Genomic DNA, 15,659 nt, shown 5'->3' with positions numbered 1-15,659 from the left:
CCCCGCCCCGACGCCGGCCGGCCCCCGCCGGAGCCGGCCGGCGTCCCAGCGCCCGACCTGAGGAGACCTATGCCTGACATCCCGTGGCTGCCGATCGGCGTCATCGGCCTGCTGTCCTGGTCGCTGTGGTTCGTCCGCCGCTTCCTGTCCCGGCACCGCTACCGCCCGATCGTGAACGACTACCGCACGACGACGACGCTCGTCGTCCCGGTGTACCGGGAGGACCCCGACGTCCTCGAGCGGTGCCTGTGGACCTGGGTCCGTGAGGGCCCGGACGAGATCATCCTGGTCGTCGACGACGAGGACGAGCTGATGCTGCACCGCCTCGCCCGACTCGACGTCCCGCAGGTGCGTGTCCTCGAGTGGCACCACACCGGCAAGCGCGGCGCTCTCGCCGCCGGCATACGTGCCGCCCGCAACGACGTCGTGGTGCTCTCGGACTCCGACACCGAGTGGCGCGACGGCCTGCTCGCCCACCTCCAGATGCCGTTCGCCGACCCGCAGGTGGGTGGCGTGGGCAGCCGGCAGCACGTGTACCGCCCGGAGAGCAGCGTCCTGCGACGGGTCGCGTACTGGCTGCTGAACACGCGCTACCTCGACTACGTCCCGGCGATGTCCCGCCGCGGCGGAGTGGCTGTGCTGTCCGGACGCACCGCGGCGTACCGCCGTGAGGTCATCCTGCCGCTGCTGCCCGCGCTCGAGAACGAGATCTTCGTCGGCCGGCGCTGCGTGGCGGGCGACGACGGGCGCCTGACGTGGCTCACCCTGGCCGCCGGGTACCGCACCGTGCACCAGGAGGACGCCCAGGCGGACTCGATGTTCCCGGAGTCGCTGGCGGCCTTCATCAAGCAGCGCGTGCGCTGGAGCCGGAACTCCTACCGCTGCTACCTCACGGCGGTCTCCCAGGGCTGGCTGTGGCGACAGCCCCTCATCACCCAGGTCACCGTCCTGCAGATCCTGCTCACCCCGTTCACCATGGGCGCGGCGATGTTCTACGGAACCATCTGGGTGATGCGCGGCCAGTTGGTCGCGCTGGCGGCCGTCCTGGCCTGGTTCGTGATCGGCCGGTCGCTGCGCGGCCTCTCCCACCTGATGGAGCGGCCCAAGGACCTGCTCATCGCCCCTGTCGTGGCCGTGATGGTCCTGGTCATCGCCCTGCCGATCAAGGTGTGGGCAGCGATCACGATGAACAAGCAGGGCTGGCTCACCCGGACCGACGACAGCCGCGTCCAGGGCCAGAGCGAGGTCGCGGAGGCCGACGCCCCCGCTGCCGTGCCCGAGAAGGAGGTCGCTCATGCCGGCTGACACCCCCCACGACCACACCCCGCACGTCCGCAGCGAGCTGAGCGGCCGCCGTCTGCTCATCGGGCTGGCGCTGCTCGCCGTGATCCCGCTGGGCCTCGGCCTCGCCGCCCTGCAGCACCACGACTTCAGCGCGCCGCCCACGCCCAAGCCGTACTCGCCGCTCAAGCTGACCAAGCCCGCATCGGCGATCGACATGCAGGCCAGGGAGCTCGGCCGCAGCCGGGCCGCCATGCACAAGATCGACAGCGCCGGGATCACGACCCCCACGGTCCTGCCCGCGCCCGGCCCGGACAGCCTGCCGACCCTGGTCCTGCCGCCGCGGGACGCGCCCTACACGCTCGCCGAGCTGGTCCCGGCCTACCCGCACGCCTTCCGGCGCGAGGGTTCGTCGGTCCTGGTGCTCGCCAACCTCGAGATACCGCGAGGCGCGACCCTGGTCATCGACGGTGACCACGCGCAGCGCGTGCTGCTGTCGAGCTCACCTGCCGGGTTCGTGTCGATCGTCGCGCGCGGCGGCGTGGTCGACATGATCGGCGGACAGCACGGCTCGGTCGACGTCACGAGCTGGAACCCCACCGCGAAGAGCCCTGACGAGAACACCGACGACGGCCGCGCCTTCGTGCTCACCGTCGGGGGCCGCATCGACCTGAGCCAGACCACCATCGAGCACCTGGGCTTCGGCATCGGCACGACGTCCGGGATCGCCTGGCGTGGCTCGTCCGGGAACACGCCGGTCAAGGCCACCGGCCGGGTCGTCGACTCGACGTTCGAGCACAACTGGTACGGCTCGTACACCTTCGAGGCACAGGCCATGCACTGGGAGGGCAACACCTTCGCCTACAACGACGCCTACGGCTTCGACCCGCACGACCTGAGCAACAACTTCCTGGTGCAGAACAACGTCGCGCACGACAACGGCCGGCACGGGTTCATCTTCTCCCGTGGCTGCACCGGGAACGTGATGCGCAACAACGTGTCGTACTCGAACGCCGGGCACGGCTTCATGCTGGACGACGGCCGGTCGAAGTCCACCGACTTCGCGAAGTCCAGCGTCCTGACCTCGGACGACAACCTGCTGGTGGGCAACCGCGCCTACGACAACGCCGGGACCGGCATCGAGATCGAGGGTGGCACCGGCAACGTCGTGCGGGACAACGTCGTGCGCAACAACCACGTCGGCGTGCGGGTGAAGAACGACGCGCAGGCCAAGGTGGTCGACAACACGCTGCGCGGCAACCGGCTCTACGGCGTGGACGTGTTCGCCAACGCGCGGCACGTGACCGTCGCGGACAACACCATCACGCGCAGCTGGGCCGGCATCTCGGTCGGCAAGCGAGGAGTCGCGACCTTGAAGGACAACGCGTCTCCGCCCGAGCAGATCGACCTGGTCGTGGACGGCACCATCGTGCGCCACGAGTCCTGGTTCCAGACCGTCGCCAGGTACGTGCGCTGGCACCCGCTCCTGATGCTCTGGTCCGTCGTCTTCGGGGTGCCCCTGATCGTCGCACTCGTCCGCGGCGGTCGTGCGGTGCTGCCCGCACGGCGCGGGCGGCGACACCTCACGCCCCGGCACGCGGGACTGAGCCATGCGCGACAGTAGACGCCTCGTGCCGGCCGTCGTCGTGGCGGTGGCGGTGGCCTTCCTGGGGGCGGTCTTCGTGCCGCGGATGCTGTCCGGGCGGGATGCGAGCCCGGCACCCGCCGCCCCCACGCTGGCCGACTTCTTCGGCCCGCAGGTGCGGCTGCGCGACAAGGGCGCGTTCGGCGGCGGGCAGGTGCTCGAGAAGACTCCGGGCCGATCCATGGACGTGCTGCGGGTCGACTACCCCCGCAACTCCGTCAGCCCGTCGGCGACGCGCTCGTACGGCGCGCCCCTCGGGGGGATGCAGGTCTACCTGCCCCTGGCAGACGGCCCCGTGGACGAGGCGTACCTGCGCTACTGGGTGCGCTTCCAGCCGGGTTTCGAGTTCGCCCGGGGTGGCAAGCTGCCCGGGCTGTACGGGGGCACGAAGGTCAGCGGCGGCAAGAAGCCCGACGGCACGGACGGCCTGTCAACGCGCCTGATGTGGCGCTCGGGCGGCCGCGGTGAGGTCTATCTGTACGCCCGCGACCGCGCCGGCGACAGCCTGGGCCGCGGCGACTGGACGTTCCGCCCCGGGCGATGGACGTGCGTGCAGCAGCACGTGCGGCTCAACCACCCTGGCGACGAGAACGGCCTGGTGAGCGTCCGGATCGACGGTCATGAGGTCTTCTCCGACGGCAGCATCGAGTACCGCACCACGGAGGACCTGCACGTCGACGGGATCTTCTTCTCGACGTTCTTCGGCGGCCACGAGCCGAAGTGGGCGTCCCCCCAGGACCAGCACACCGACTTCGCCGGCTTCGAGCTGTCCACCGATCACCGCGTGGGTTGCGGGCAGGCCCCGTCCTGACAGTCAGGGGCGGACCGGCCGTCGGCCGCTCAATCGCGCCCCACGGTCGCGCGCGCCGCGCCTGCGGCCCTCCGGCGATCCAGCATCACGACGCCGCCGAGCACCGCGAGCGCCAGCGCCATCGACGCCACGGTGTCGGTGGCGAAGTGGTAGCCCAGGTACAGGCGGGAGAACGCGACCAGTGCCATCCCGAGCACCGCGGCGACCAGCCAGGCCGTCGCGGTGCGCCACGTGGGGTTCCGCACCCACGCCAGGTACCCGAGCACGAGCAGGAACGTGGCCGCGCCGATCGTGTGCCCCGACGGGAACGACGCGCTGGACTCTGCACCGGGCACGACCCACAGCGTCTGGTCGGGCCGCGCACGCCCGACGGCGATCTTGATGACCGTCGAGGACCCCACCGCGACCACCATCGCGCCCACCAGCAGACCGGCCGACCACCACTGCCTGCCGCGGAACCCCCACAGCAGCGCACCGAGCGCCACCAGCATGGGGAGCACCACCGGCCCTGACACGGTGGTCACCGTCGTGAGGATCGCGGTCGTGGGGGCGCTCCGGACCGCGACGAGGGCGTCCAGGATCGGCTGGTCGTACCGGGCCAGGTCCTCCCTGTTCTGCACCCAGTCGTAGACGGCGACGAAAGCCACCAGGCCCAGCACGACGAGGGCGAGCCCGACCACGGCGGCCACACTCGCCGGGGATCGCAGGGACCTGGGCAACGACGGCATCCCGACAGCATCCCAGCGCCCCGGGGACCGCCGCAGGTCGGGACGGGAAAAAGGGAGTGCGCCGGGACCGGCCAGGCTGGCATCGTCGGTGCCGCACCGGTGCGAGGACCTGGCCCGTCCGACATCCGATCCGCACCATCACCTGGAGCACTCCCATGCACCCGCAGACCGCCTGGTCGCTCGCTGCCCAGCAGCGCGTCCAGACCATGAACGACGCGCACCTGCGTCAGGTACGGCGCCCGCCGCACCGCGCGCAGACCCGGCGCGCCCACCGCGCGCGGTGACCAGCGCGCGGCGCGACCCGCCGTGAAGGCCCCGACCACCGCGGTCGGGGCCTTCGTCGCGTGGGACGATGGGCGCCATGGGGAGGCGCGGCTGATGGGGCGACACGCGGCCCCCGGCCCGCCCGACGCCCCGGACAGCCCGGCCGCTAATCCCGGGCCGACGGCGCCCGAGCGGTCCGGGCTCGCGCCACCCGGGCACTCGGAGGCCCGGGCCGTGCTGGGCCCGTGGGGCTCCCTCATCGCAGGTCTGGCAACCGGCGCCGCCGCCGGCGGCGTGCTGTGGTGGGCGGGGCAACCGCCGTCCACCGCCGCGCTGGTCGCGGGCGGCGCGGTCGTCGTCGTGCTGGTCGCCGCGTGGGTCGCGCGCACGGTCACCGGGCGGCACCCCGTACAGTGACCCGGGTGAGTCCTGCACCGAGCCCGAACGACCGGATCGTCTGGATCGACTGCGAGATGACCGGGCTCGACCTGGCCGCCGACGCCCTCATCGAGGTCGCAGCCGTGGTCACCGACTCCCAGCTGACCGTGCTGGACGGCGGCATCGACGTGCTGATCCGCCCGCCGCAGGCGGCGCTGGAGCAGATGGTGCCCTTCGTGCGGGAGATGCACACCAAGTCCGGGCTGCTGGACGAGCTCGCCGACGGCATGACGATGGTCGAGGCGACCGACGCCGTGCTCGCCTATCTGCGCGGTCACATCGAGCCCGGCAAGGCTCCGCTGGGTGGCAACTCCGTGGGGACGGACAAGGCGTTCCTCGAGCGGGACATGCCCGACGTGGTCGGGCACCTGCACTACCGGGTGATCGACGTGTCGTCCATCAAGGAGCTCGCGCGGCGCTGGTACCCGCGGATCTACTTCGCCTCGCCCGAGAAGGCGGGCGGCCACCGGGCGCTGGCGGACATCCTGGAGAGCATCGACGAGCTGCGCTACTACCGCGCCGCGATGATGGTCCCCCCACCCGGCCCGGACTCCACGCAGGCCAAGCAGATCGCTGCGGACATCCTCGCGACCCGGTACCAGCCCGGCCACGTCAGCCAGGAGTCCTGACCAGGCCGTCGGCCGGTGTGGGGTGGCTGACGGGACTTGAACCCGCGACCCCCTGGACCACAACCAGGTGCTCTACCAACTGAGCTACAGCCACCACGGCCGACGCCGCTGCGCGCGGACCGGCGAGAAGTCTACCTGCTCGCGGGGGGTGCACCGTGCGGCTCCGCGCCGCGGCCCACGTGCGGCCGTGAGCACCGCGCCCAGCTCAGTCCTGCGACCGCACCGCCCCGCCCTCGGCCCGGACGGCCACCGCGTCGGCGAACCGGTCCAGCGCGCCGTCGCCGTAGCCGAAGAACAGCGACGGCTCGACCATCTCGAGCTCGAGCAGCACGGGCCGCCCGTCGTCGTCGTGAACGAGGTCCACCCGGGCGTACAGGAAAGGGTCGGACTCCACCGGAACGCCGTCGGCGGCCTCGGTGAGCAGCCGACGGGCGGTGCGCACGACGGTCCGGGCGACCTCGATCTCCGCGTCGTCCGCGGTGATCGAGGAGATCGTCTCGGGCCGGTAGGTACCGTCCACCGCGACGTCGGGACCGTCGAGCATGGCGCCCTTGCGGATCGAGTGGGAGTACTGCCCCGAGATGAAGATGTGCGCCCGCTCGCCGGCGGTGTCGACGCTGGTGAGGTAGCGCTGCACCATGACGGTGCGCTCGTCCCCCAGCAGCCGCTTCGCGTGCTGGATGGCAAGCCCGCGCGACTCGGCGTCGATCGCGGTGTAGCGGCCCGTGTCCAGCGACCCGGCCGAGACGGCCGGCTTGATGACGAAGTCGCCCCCGGCAGGGAACCGGGTGTGCAGGGCGCGTCCGGACAGGTGGCGGTCTGGCTCGAGCCAGATCGTGGGCACCACGGGGACTCCGGCCTCGTCCAGCTCACGCAGGTAGTGCTTGTCGCTGTTCCAACGGATCACCGGGAACGGGTTGGACAGCCGCGTCATCTGCGACACGCCCCTGGCCCAGGCGACGAACTCGGAGCGCCGCGGCGCGTAGTCCCAGGTCGACCGGATCACCACGAGGTCGTAGCGACCCCACAGCACCGCCGGGTCGTCCCAGACCGCGACGTCGACCTGCGCACCGCGCGCCTCGAGCGCGGCTGCGAGCGGTATGTCGTCGGGGTCGAGGTGGGGCAGGGCTGAGCACGTGGCCAGGGCGATCCTCACCGGGCCAGCGTAATGGCCCCGTGGCCGGGCCCCACGCGGGGACCGAGGGGTGGCGGACCGGTGCCGCACGGGCCACCATCGTGGGGCGTGAGACTCGACAGGTACGAATCCCGCACGTCCGGCCCGATGACCGCGCTGGCCCTGGTGTTCCTGGCGGTGTACGCGGTCGTGGTGATCCAGACCGGGTTCCCCCGCTGGGTGGTCAGTGTCGCGACGGCACTGAACCTGGCGATCTGGGTCCTCTTCGCGTTGGACCTCGCCGTCCGCCTCTGGCTCGCCGAGAACAAGGTCCGCTGGATCCTGCGACATCCGGTCGACGTGGCCTCCGTCGTGGTGCCCGCGCTGCGCCCCCTGCGTGCGCTGCGGATCTTCAGCGCGGGCCAGAACCTGATGTCGCGGCGAGGCAGCCTGCTGCAGACCGGTCAGGCGATCCTGCTGGCCGCAGGCATCCTCGTCCTGGTCGGGGCGCTGGCCGAGCTGGATGCCGAGAAGAACGCGGCAGGGTCCCTGATCACGAACATCGGCGATGCGCTCTGGTGGGCGCTCGCGACCGTCACGACCGTCGGCTACGGGGATCTCTACCCGGTGACCACACCGGGCCGGATCGTGGCGTCGGCCCTGATGATCGTCGGGATCAGCGTCCTTGGTGTGGTGACCGCGAGCGTCGCGGCCTGGTTCGTGGACATGGCCGAGTCGGCGCGCAAGGGGGCAGACGAGGAGGGCGGGAGCCACCCCGAGGTGCCTGAGCCCCAGAGCCCCTCCGCCTTGCTGGACACCGATGCCCGCGCCCTGCTCGGGGCGTTGCGGCGCGCAGGCGTCCTCACCGACGACGAGGTCACCGCGGCGGTGGCCCGGCTGCCCGCGGAACCGCCCGAGGCCGGCTGACACCGCGGGTACGGGCACGGGAGACCTCTCCCGTCGTAGGGTCGGAGCAGGGGTCGCGACGAGGCGGTCCCGACGGCTCGAGGACCCACGATGCTGGACAGCGAGTTCGGCCAGATCGCGGCGATCCTGGTGATCGCCGCGGTGGTCGGCGGCGTCGCCCAGCTGCTGCGCCAGCCGCTGGTCGTCGCGTACGTCGGCGTCGGCGTCCTGGTGGGGCCGGCCGGGCTCGGGCTGGTCGTGGCCAACGAGAACGTCGCGCTGCTGGCCGAGGTCGGCATCGCGCTGCTGCTGTTCCTGGTCGGGCTCAAGCTCGACTGGCACCAGGTCCGTTCCACCGGGCCCGTGGCCCTCGCGGTCGGCGTGAGCCAGGTGGTGCTCACGGCGGCCCTCGGGACGGCCCTGGCCCTGCTGCTCGGCCAGGACCCCACGACCGCCGTCTACCTGGGTCTCGCGCTGGCGTTCTCCTCGACGATCGTGATCGTCAAGCTGCTGTCCGACCGGCACGAGCTGGACTCCCTGCACGGCCGTATCGCCGTCGGCCTGCTCGTGGTGCAGGACCTCATGGTGGTGGTCGCGCTGATCGTGATCACCACGGTGGGTTCGTCTCCCGCGGGGCTGGGGCCGCGGATGGTGGGGGTCGGGCTGCGGGGGGCCGCGCTGGTGGTGGTCGTATGGCTGCTGGCGCACCACGTGCTGCCCACCCTGCTGGACCGGCTCGCCCGGGTTCCCGAGCTGGTCGTGCTGTTCGGGCTCGCGTGGGCAGTGGCGATCGGTGCGGTGACACAGGCGGTCGGGCTGTCGATGGAGGTCGGGGCGTTCCTCGCCGGGCTCTCGCTCGCGTCGACCTCCTACCGGGAGGCGATCGGAGCGCGCCTGGTGAGCCTTCGCGACGTGCTCGTGCTGTTCTTCTTCATCGACCTGGGCTCCGGGCTCGAGCTGGGCACGATGGGCGCGCAGGTCCTGGCCGCACTGGTGCTCTCCGCGTTCGTGCTCGTCGTCAAGCCGGTGCTGGTCGGCGCACTCATGACCTCGATGGGCTACCGCAGGCGCGCCGCGGCCCGCACCGGGATCCTGACCGGTCAGGTCAGCGAGTTCTCACTGCTGCTGGTCGCGCTCGGGCTCGAGCTCGGCCACGTCGACGCCGAGCTGGTGGGCCTGGTCACCCTGGTGACGCTGGTGACCATCGGCATCTCCACGTACCAGATCGGGTCGTCGCAGTGGTGGGCGGACCGCCTCGCCCCGGTCGTCGGGCTGCTCGAGCGTCCCCTGCACCGGCACCAGACCGGCGAGCCTTCGGCGGACTACGACGCCGTGGTGATCGGCGGCGGACGGTTCGGCAGCGCCGTGGTCGAGCGGCTGGACGGCCGTCGGGTCCTGGTGGTGGACCACAACCCGGTGGCGCTGCGCTGGTGGCGCGAGCGCGGTGTGGACACCGTGTACGGGGATGTCATCGAACCTGAGCTGGTCACCGCCCTCCCCTTGGCGGACTCGACCACGGTCGTGTGCACCGTGCCGGATCTCGCGGTCAACCTGACGCTCACCGACACGCTGCGCCGCGCCGGATACCGCGGGACGCTGGCCGTCACCGCCCTCAGCGTCCGGGAGGCCGGCGTGCTCGCCGCAGACGACGTCGTGGTGCTGAGACCGTTCCAGGACGCCGCCGACTCCAGCCTGCGGCGCCTTTTCGAGACCTGAGGTCCCGCACCCGTCAGGCTGCGTCCGCCTCGGCCGCCCCGGTGATCCGGTGCAACGCACCCAGCAGGCCCGTCACCGACAGCATGCCGACCGGGCGCCCGTCCGACCCCAGGACCGGGACCGGCTCACCGCCGGACGCGGCCAACGCCGCGAACGCATCGTCCAGGCGACCATGCAGCTCGAGGGCGTCCCGCGGCGCGAGGTCCGGCGCCACGTCGTCGGGCCCTTCGGCACGCCCGCGGGGCAGCGGCTCCAGGTCGCCCTCGTCGAGCTCGCCGATCCCCAGCAACCGCACCGCCCGGCCCGTGCCCACGAAATCGCGCACCATGTCGGTCGCTGGCCTGGCCAGCAACGTCACGGCGTCGGCGAGCTGCTCCAGGTGCCCGCCCTGAGAGAACACCGCGATCCGGTCACCCAACCGGACCGCCTCGTCGATGTCGTGCGTCACGAGCATCACGGTCGTGCCGAGCTCGCGCTGGATCTTCCAGAACTCCGCCTGCAGGTGCCGCCGGCCCGCGGGGTCGACGGCGCCGAACGGCTCGTCCATGAGCAGGACCGGCGGGTCGGCGGCGAGCGCCCGCGCCACGCCGACCCGCTGCTGCTCACCACCCGAGAGCTGGTGCGGGTAGCGCTTGCCGTAGGTCGCGTGGTCCAGACCCACGAGGTCGAGGAGCTCGGCGGACCGCTCACGCGTGCGGCGCGCGTCCCAGCCGAGCAGCGCAGGGACGGTCCCCACGTTCTGCGCGACCGTGCGGTGCGGGAACAGCCCGACGTGCTGGATGACATACCCGATCCGGCGCCGCAGGGCCACGGGGTCGATGGACTGCACGTCCTCCCCGGTGACCAGGACCCGGCCCGACGTGGGCTCGACCAGGCGGTTGACCATCCGCAGCGTCGTGGACTTGCCGCAGCCCGACGGACCGACCAGCACCATCAGCTCGTGCTCGTGGACGTCCAGGTCGAGGCTGTCCACGGCGACCGTGCCGTTGGCGTACTCCTTGCGCACCGCCTGCAGCCGGATGACCGGCTCTCCGGGGTCTGCCACCCTGCGACCGTACCGGAGGCCCTGCGCGGGTGCGCCCCGGACGGTAGCCTCCCGACGGTGAGCACGGCACCGGACAACCCGTGGCTGTCCTGGGAGTACGTCCAGCGCAACTGGTCCGACATCGCCACCGCCCTGTCCCAGCACGTGTCGCTGACCCTCGAGGCCATCGCCCTGGCGACGGCCATCGCGCTGCCGCTGGCGGCGCTCGCCCACCTGCGCCCGCGGTTGAGCGGCACCGTGCTCGGCCTGTCCGGCGCGCTGTACACCATCCCGTCGCTGGCGCTCTTCGCGATCCTGTTCCCCTTGGTCCGTGACCGGCGGGTGACCGTGCTCGTGGGCCTGGTGATGTACGCCTTGCTCGTGCTGGTGCGCAACATCCTGGTGGGCCTGCAAGGGGTGGACCCGGCGATCACCGACGCCGCGCGTGGCCTCGGCTACGGACGCACGCGCATCCTGGTCGCCGTCGAGCTGCCCAACGCACTGCCCGCGGTGATCACGGGCATCAGGCTCGCGACCGTGACCACGGTCGCCCTGGTGACCATCGGCGTGATCGTCGGCTACGGGGGCCTGGGCCAGCTGATGTTCCGCGGGTTCCGCAGCCAGTACCACGCGGAGGTCCTGACCTCGACCCTGCTCACCGTGGCGATCGCGGTCGTCGCGGACGTCGTGCTGTGGGGCGTCGGGCGCCTGGCCACCCCGTGGACGAGGGGGCTGCGCTGATGGACGCCGTGCGCGAGGCCCTGGTGTGGCTGAACGACCCGCTGAACTGGTCGGGTCCTCAGGGGATCGTGTCGCTCACGGTCGAGCACCTGGCGATGTCGCTGGTGGCGGTCGGGCTCGCGGCACTCGTCGCGCTGCCGATCGGCGTCTGGCTCGGGCACCGGCAGGTCGGCGGGACGGCCACCGTCGTCGTGGCCAACGCGACACGAGCGCTGCCCACGCTGGCCCTGCTGCTGATCTTCGCGACCACGGGTATCGGGTTCGGGAACCGGCCGACCGTGATCGCGGCGGCGATCTTCGCGATCCCGCCCATCCTGTCCAACACCTACACCGGGCTGCGGGACGTGGACCCCGCGGCGCGGGACGCGGCCAACGGCATGGGCATGTCCCCGATGCGCTCGCTGCTCCAGGTCGAGCTTCCCCTGGCCCTGCCCCTGGTGGGCGCCGGGCTGCGCACGTCGGCGATCCAGGTCATCGCCACCATCCCGCTCGCGGCGCTGGTCGGTGGCGGCGGCCTCGGGGTCATCATCAACAACGGGTTCGCCCTCCAGAGCTACGGCGAGGTGCTGGCCGGGGGCGTCCTGGTGGCCGTGCTGTGCCTGGTGGCCGAGGCAGTGCTGGCGATCGTGCAGCGCCTCGCCACGCCGCCGGCCATCCGGGCCCGGGACGCGGCGAGCCGCGAGCGGGCGAACGCCGGCTGACCTGCGCCCGCGACGCCCACAGTGCAGGACGAAGGACCCATGTCGATCACGATCGGGTCACGATCACCGGCGGTGCCCACCGGCACCGGTTGCCCGTGTCGGCAGGTCGGGATCGAATGGTCGCTGGCCCGAGCCGACGGACGGTCGGGCCCGCACCGGACGAGGAGAACCCCATGCGTGCCCGTCGACCTCTGCTGCTTGCCCCCGCCCTCGGGCTCACGATGCTCGTGGCCGCCTGCGGTTCACCCGGCTCGTCCTCCGCGGGCGACGGCTCGAGCAGCTCGGCACCTTCCGGCTCGTCGATGAGCTCGACGGCCTCGGGCACCGTGTGCGAGGGCGTGGCCGGGGACAAGCTCGTCGTCCTCACCGACGACCAGCACCTCCAGCAGGTCGACAACATCGTGCCCGCGGTCAACGCCACGGTCGCCGGGGACAACCCCGACATCATCGGCGTGCTCGACTCCGTCTCCACGGTCTTGGACACCCCGACCCTCATCGGCCTGAACAAGTCCGTGGACGTGGACCGCAAGACCTCCAGCGAGGTCGCCCAGGGGTTCGTCAGCTCGAAGGGGCTCGACCAGCAGAAGTCGGTGGGCAAGGGCACCACGGTCGTGGTGGGCGCCCCCAACTTCTCCGAAGGAGCCACGCTCGCGGCGATCTACGCCGACACCCTCAAGGCCGCCGGGTTCGACGCCTCGACCCAGACCATCGGCAACCGGGAGACCTACCTCCCGCTGCTCGAGAACGGCGACCTGTCGGTCGTCCCGGAGTACGTGGGCACCCTGGCGACGTTCATCAACAACAAGGTCAACGGGGACAAGGCCGAGCCCGTGGCCAGCGGGGACCTCAACAAGACGATGTCCGCCCTGACCGACCTCGGGGCGCAGGTCGGGCTCGTGTTCGGCACGCCGGCAGCGGCCCAGGACCAGAACGCCTTCGCCGTGACCCAGGCGTTCGCCGACAAGTACGGCGTGTCCTCGCTGTCCGACGTGGCCAGCACGTGCGGCGGCGGTGTGACGCTCGGTGGGCCGCCGGAGTGCCCGCAGCGCGACTTCTGCGAGGTCGGGCTGAAGAAGGTCTACGACATGACCATCACCGACTTCACCTCGCTGGACGCGGGTGGCCCGCTGACCAAGGCCGCCCTCAAGCAGGGCAAGATCGCCCTCGGCCTGGTGTTCTCCTCCGACGGCTCGCTGGCCGGCTGACCGTGATCGTCGCGTTCTCCGTGGCACCGCTGGGCAGCGGGGAGTCCGTCAGCCCAGCGGTCGCCGACGCGGTCCGCGTGGTGCGCGACTCCGGGCTGCCCTACCGGTTGACGTCGATGTTCACCGAGCTCGAAGGCGAGTGGGACGAGTGCATGGACGTGGTGCGCCGGGCCTGCGACGCCGTCGCGGCGCACGGCGAGCGGGTCAGCCTCGTGCTCAAGGCGGACATCCGGCCCGGGCACTCGGGAGAGCTCACCGCGAAGGTCGAACGCGTCGAGCGGCTGCTCGACGAGAAGGAGCGGTGACGACCGGGGGCGCCGCCGCCCCGTCGTCCGGAGCTACAGCCCGGCGGACTCCAGGAGGCGGAGCCAGACCTCGCTGACCGTCGGGTAGGCAGGGACCGCGTGCCACAGCCGGTCCAGCGGGACCTCGCCGACCACTGCGATGGTCGCCGCGTGCAGCAGCTCGGCGACGTCCGGGCCGACGAACGTCGCCCCGACCACCACGTCTCGTGCACCGTCGACCACCAGGCGGGCCCGGCCGTCGGCGTGGTCCGAGTGCAGCGCGGTACCGGCCACCGAGGACAGCGGAACGTCCAGGAGCCGAACGTCGATCCCCGCGGCGCGGGCCTGCGCCTCCGTACGTCCGACCCATGCGACCTCGGGGCGGGTGAACACCACCTGGGTCTGTGCGACGTGGTCGGCGCCGGCCGAGTACCGGGACAGCGGTGCCGCGTCCGTCGTCGTGCCCTCGCCCTGGCCGAACCGGGCGGCGACCACGTCGCCCGCCACCCGTGCGTCGTACTTGCCCTGGTGCGTGGTGCCGACCCGGCCGGTCACGTCACCGACGGCGTACAGCCACGCACCGGCCACGCCACGGACCTGCAGCTGGTCGTCCACGGTCAGGGGGTCCCCGGGGGTCAGCCCTATCGTCTCCAGGCCGAGGTCGTCCGTCCGCGGCCGCCGACCGGTCGCCACGAGGATCTCGGCGGCCCGCACCGGCTCCCCCTCGCCGTGGTGCACGGTGACGCCCGCACCATCGCGCTCCACCCGGGTCGCCGTGGTGCCGAGGCGCAGGTCGACACCCATGCCCATGAGCCCCTCGGCCACGGCGTCGGACGCGAACGGCTCCGTGTTCGCCAGCAGCCGGTCCCCGCGGTGCAGCAGGGTCACGCTCGAGCCGAGGTCGGCGTAGGCCACCGCCATCTCCGCACCGACCACACCTCCACCGAGGATCACCAGCGACGGGGGCACCTCCTGGGCCGACGTCGCCTCACGGCTCGTCCACGGTGCGGCCTGCGCGAGCCCGTCCACAGCCGGGATCACGGGCTCGCTCCCCGTCGCCGCGATCACGGCGTGCCGGGCGGTCACCGTCACGTCACCGTCCTCGCCGCTGACCTCCACGGTGCGCTCCCCGGTGAACCGCGCCTCGCCGCGCACCAGGTCGATACCGGCGCTCTGGAGCCACGAGACCTGGCTGGAGTCGTCCCAGTCGTGCGTGAAGGTGTCGCGGCGCTCCAGCGTCGCGCCCACGTCCTGCCGTCCGGTGACCGCCTGCGCGGCTCCGCCCACCCCGCGCACGGTGTCGAGCACCTGCCCCGGCCGCAGGAGCGCCTTGGACGGCATGCACGCCCAGTACGAGCACTCACCCCCGACCAGGGCTGACTCCACGATCACGACCGACAGCCCGGTACGGCCGGCCCGGTCCGCGGCGTTCTCGCCCACGGCTCCGGCCCCCAGCACGACGACGTCGTAGGTTCGCGACTCGGACATGGCGCCTCCCTCGGGTCCCGTCCATCCTCGGGGCGCGCGACCGGGCCCGCACGCCGGGCGACCGCCCGTGGAGACGGGAGGCGACTGCCCGCAGGTCAGCCGCGCGCGCGCCGCAGCCGGGCGATCGCGAGCTGCACCCGCACAGCGGACCCGACCAGGGCGAGCAGGGCGACGGACAGCACCGTCCAGGCGAGCGCGGTGTCGCCGCCGTCGGCCACCAGCCAGACCTCGACCGCGAGGATGACCACGGCTCCGACCCAGTCGGCCACGGCCAGCCTGCGCAGCCGCTTGAGCTCCGCATCCAGGTCGGCCTGCGCCTTGCTCGCGTCGCTCATGCCTCTCCTCGCTAGCCGGCCCCGTGCCGGCACGAGTCTGCCGGACGGGCCGCCGTCACAGCGCGTGCCCCGCCCCACACGCTCATCGCCGCAGCCGCCCGCGACGTGGGTCGGCCTCGTCGTCGCGGGCTTCCGGCGGCTCGGCCGCGCCGTCCGGAGGTCCCGGCACACGGCCGAAGAGCGACCTGGCCAGCTGGTGGACCCGCCGCGGGTCCTGCGTGATCACGACGTCCACGAGCTCGGGTTCGCCGACCGAGGGCGCGGCGACGAGCGCCACGACCTCGCGCTCGCCGAGGACCACGAGGAACGACTCGCGCGCGACGGGGTCCGTGGGCGCGACCCGAGCACC

General features: G+C 72.4%; 18 protein-coding genes and 1 tRNA gene. 12 read left to right on the top strand and 7 right to left on the bottom strand.

Annotated elements, in window-relative coordinates; translation table 11 throughout:
* Window positions 1-69 precede the first annotated feature (69 nt).
* Genes Q6348_RS08345 through Q6348_RS08335 form a run of 3 tightly spaced genes read left to right on the top strand, consistent with a single transcriptional unit; the run spans window position 70 to window position 3,737 of the window.
* Entirely contained in the window at window positions 70-1,305 is a 1,236-nt protein-coding gene (locus tag Q6348_RS08345) for a glycosyltransferase (RefSeq protein ID WP_304600838.1), read from the top strand.
* Window positions 1,295-2,905: a right-handed parallel beta-helix repeat-containing protein gene (locus Q6348_RS08340; RefSeq protein ID WP_304600837.1), complete on the top strand. Its 1,611-nt coding sequence runs from the start codon at window positions 1,295-1,297 to the stop codon at window positions 2,903-2,905. The genes Q6348_RS08345 and Q6348_RS08340 overlap by 11 nt, the downstream gene beginning before the upstream one ends.
* Window positions 2,892-3,737: a polysaccharide lyase gene (locus Q6348_RS08335; protein ID WP_304600836.1), complete on the top strand. Its 846-nt coding sequence runs from the start codon at window positions 2,892-2,894 to the stop codon at window positions 3,735-3,737. Before Q6348_RS08340 ends, Q6348_RS08335 begins: the two co-directional genes overlap by 14 nt.
* Window positions 3,738-3,766: 29 nt before the next feature.
* On the opposite strand, the gene Q6348_RS08330 is transcribed toward Q6348_RS08335, so the two are convergent.
* Window positions 3,767-4,465 (bottom strand): phosphatase PAP2 family protein, encoded by a 699-nt coding sequence (locus Q6348_RS08330; RefSeq protein ID WP_304600835.1) that lies wholly within the window; start codon window positions 4,463-4,465, stop codon window positions 3,767-3,769.
* 155 nt (window positions 4,466-4,620) lie between these two features.
* On the opposite strand from Q6348_RS08330, the gene Q6348_RS08325 reads away from it, so the two are divergent.
* The 3 genes from Q6348_RS08325 (at window position 4,621) to orn (ending at window position 5,796) form a co-directional block, all read left to right on the top strand.
* Window positions 4,621-4,749 (top strand): hypothetical protein, encoded by a 129-nt coding sequence (locus Q6348_RS08325; protein ID WP_304600834.1) that lies wholly within the window; start codon window positions 4,621-4,623, stop codon window positions 4,747-4,749.
* Between the two features lie 94 nt (window positions 4,750-4,843).
* Complete coding sequence (locus Q6348_RS08320; RefSeq protein ID WP_304600833.1) at window positions 4,844-5,146, top strand: hypothetical protein; 303 nt, start codon at window positions 4,844-4,846, stop codon at window positions 5,144-5,146.
* A gap of 5 nt (window positions 5,147-5,151) precedes the next feature.
* Window positions 5,152-5,796: an oligoribonuclease gene (gene orn, locus Q6348_RS08315; RefSeq protein ID WP_304600832.1), complete on the top strand. Its 645-nt coding sequence runs from the start codon at window positions 5,152-5,154 to the stop codon at window positions 5,794-5,796.
* 18 nt (window positions 5,797-5,814) lie between these two features.
* Here the strand turns inward: orn and Q6348_RS08310 are convergent.
* Both Q6348_RS08310 and Q6348_RS08305 read right to left on the bottom strand, forming a co-directional pair.
* Window positions 5,815-5,890, bottom strand: a tRNA-His gene (locus Q6348_RS08310).
* Window positions 5,891-6,001: 111 nt separating this feature from the next.
* Window positions 6,002-6,952, bottom strand: coding sequence for an ATP-grasp domain-containing protein (locus Q6348_RS08305; RefSeq protein WP_304600831.1), 951 nt, complete (start codon window positions 6,950-6,952; stop codon window positions 6,002-6,004).
* An 87-nt stretch (window positions 6,953-7,039) separates the two neighbouring features.
* Here Q6348_RS08305 and Q6348_RS08300 point away from each other — a divergent pair, with 87 nt between their 5' ends.
* Both Q6348_RS08300 and Q6348_RS08295 read left to right on the top strand, forming a co-directional pair.
* Window positions 7,040-7,837: a potassium channel family protein gene (locus Q6348_RS08300; protein WP_304600830.1), complete on the top strand. Its 798-nt coding sequence runs from the start codon at window positions 7,040-7,042 to the stop codon at window positions 7,835-7,837.
* A 90-nt stretch (window positions 7,838-7,927) separates the two neighbouring features.
* Entirely contained in the window at window positions 7,928-9,532 is a 1,605-nt protein-coding gene (locus Q6348_RS08295; RefSeq protein ID WP_304600829.1) for a cation:proton antiporter, read from the top strand.
* A gap of 13 nt (window positions 9,533-9,545) precedes the next feature.
* Here the strand turns inward: Q6348_RS08295 and Q6348_RS08290 are convergent, their stop codons facing one another.
* Entirely contained in the window at window positions 9,546-10,577 is a 1,032-nt protein-coding gene (locus tag Q6348_RS08290; RefSeq protein WP_304600828.1) for an ABC transporter ATP-binding protein, read from the bottom strand.
* Window positions 10,578-10,634: 57 nt separating this feature from the next.
* Here Q6348_RS08290 and Q6348_RS08285 point away from each other — a divergent pair, with 57 nt between their 5' ends.
* The 4 genes from Q6348_RS08285 to Q6348_RS08270 all read left to right on the top strand — a co-directional run bounded on the left by Q6348_RS08285 (window position 10,635) and on the right by Q6348_RS08270 (window position 13,508).
* Window positions 10,635-11,297 (top strand): ABC transporter permease, encoded by a 663-nt coding sequence (locus Q6348_RS08285; RefSeq protein ID WP_304600827.1) that lies wholly within the window; start codon window positions 10,635-10,637, stop codon window positions 11,295-11,297.
* Window positions 11,297-11,998: an ABC transporter permease gene (locus Q6348_RS08280; protein WP_304600826.1), complete on the top strand. Its 702-nt coding sequence runs from the start codon at window positions 11,297-11,299 to the stop codon at window positions 11,996-11,998. Before Q6348_RS08285 ends, Q6348_RS08280 begins: the two co-directional genes overlap by 1 nt.
* Window positions 11,999-12,171: 173 nt before the next feature.
* Complete coding sequence (locus Q6348_RS08275) at window positions 12,172-13,203, top strand: glycine betaine ABC transporter substrate-binding protein (protein ID WP_304600825.1); 1,032 nt, start codon at window positions 12,172-12,174, stop codon at window positions 13,201-13,203.
* 2 nt (window positions 13,204-13,205) lie between these two features.
* Complete coding sequence (locus tag Q6348_RS08270) at window positions 13,206-13,508, top strand: MTH1187 family thiamine-binding protein (RefSeq protein ID WP_304600824.1); 303 nt, start codon at window positions 13,206-13,208, stop codon at window positions 13,506-13,508.
* A 33-nt stretch (window positions 13,509-13,541) separates the two neighbouring features.
* Here the strand turns inward: Q6348_RS08270 and Q6348_RS08265 are convergent, their stop codons facing one another.
* The 3 genes from Q6348_RS08265 to Q6348_RS08255 form a co-directional block, all read right to left on the bottom strand.
* A complete protein-coding gene (locus tag Q6348_RS08265) occupies window positions 13,542-14,975 on the bottom strand; it encodes a dihydrolipoyl dehydrogenase family protein (RefSeq protein WP_304600823.1) in 1,434 nt (477 codons plus the stop codon).
* Between the two features lie 95 nt (window positions 14,976-15,070).
* Window positions 15,071-15,310 (bottom strand): hypothetical protein, encoded by a 240-nt coding sequence (locus Q6348_RS08260; protein ID WP_304600822.1) that lies wholly within the window; start codon window positions 15,308-15,310, stop codon window positions 15,071-15,073.
* A gap of 82 nt (window positions 15,311-15,392) precedes the next feature.
* Window positions 15,393-15,659: hypothetical protein (locus Q6348_RS08255; protein ID WP_304600821.1), on the bottom strand; the 267-nt coding region annotated here is incomplete at its 5' end.

This window comes from Actinotalea lenta, from assembly GCF_030586465.1.
Taxonomy (GTDB): Bacteria; Actinomycetota; Actinomycetes; order Actinomycetales; family Cellulomonadaceae; genus Actinotalea; species Actinotalea lenta.
Note: the sequence above shows the minus strand (reverse complement) of the source record. Positions and strands in the feature narration are given on the sequence as shown.

Bases quoted from the DNA above. Each gene is read 5' to 3' on its own strand.
- Q6348_RS08345 (WP_304600838.1), top strand. From the start codon at position 70: ATGCCTGACATCCCGTGGCTGCCGATCGGCGTCATCGGCCTGCTGTCC.
- Q6348_RS08340 (WP_304600837.1), top strand. From the start codon at position 1,295: ATGCCGGCTGACACCCCCCACGACCACACCCCGCACGTCCGCAGCGAG.
- Q6348_RS08335 (WP_304600836.1), top strand. From the start codon at position 2,892: ATGCGCGACAGTAGACGCCTCGTGCCGGCCGTCGTCGTGGCGGTGGCG.
- Q6348_RS08330 (WP_304600835.1), bottom strand. From the start codon at position 4,465: ATGCCGTCGTTGCCCAGGTCCCTGCGATCCCCGGCGAGTGTGGCCGCC.
- Q6348_RS08325 (WP_304600834.1), top strand. From the start codon at position 4,621: ATGCACCCGCAGACCGCCTGGTCGCTCGCTGCCCAGCAGCGCGTCCAG.
- Q6348_RS08320 (WP_304600833.1), top strand. From the start codon at position 4,844: ATGGGGCGACACGCGGCCCCCGGCCCGCCCGACGCCCCGGACAGCCCG.
- Q6348_RS08295 (WP_304600829.1), top strand. From the start codon at position 7,928: ATGCTGGACAGCGAGTTCGGCCAGATCGCGGCGATCCTGGTGATCGCC.
- Q6348_RS08280 (WP_304600826.1), top strand. From the start codon at position 11,297: ATGGACGCCGTGCGCGAGGCCCTGGTGTGGCTGAACGACCCGCTGAAC.
- Q6348_RS08275 (WP_304600825.1), top strand. From the start codon at position 12,172: ATGCGTGCCCGTCGACCTCTGCTGCTTGCCCCCGCCCTCGGGCTCACG.
- Q6348_RS08265 (WP_304600823.1), bottom strand. From the start codon at position 14,975: ATGTCCGAGTCGCGAACCTACGACGTCGTCGTGCTGGGGGCCGGAGCC.
- Q6348_RS08260 (WP_304600822.1), bottom strand. From the start codon at position 15,310: ATGAGCGACGCGAGCAAGGCGCAGGCCGACCTGGATGCGGAGCTCAAG.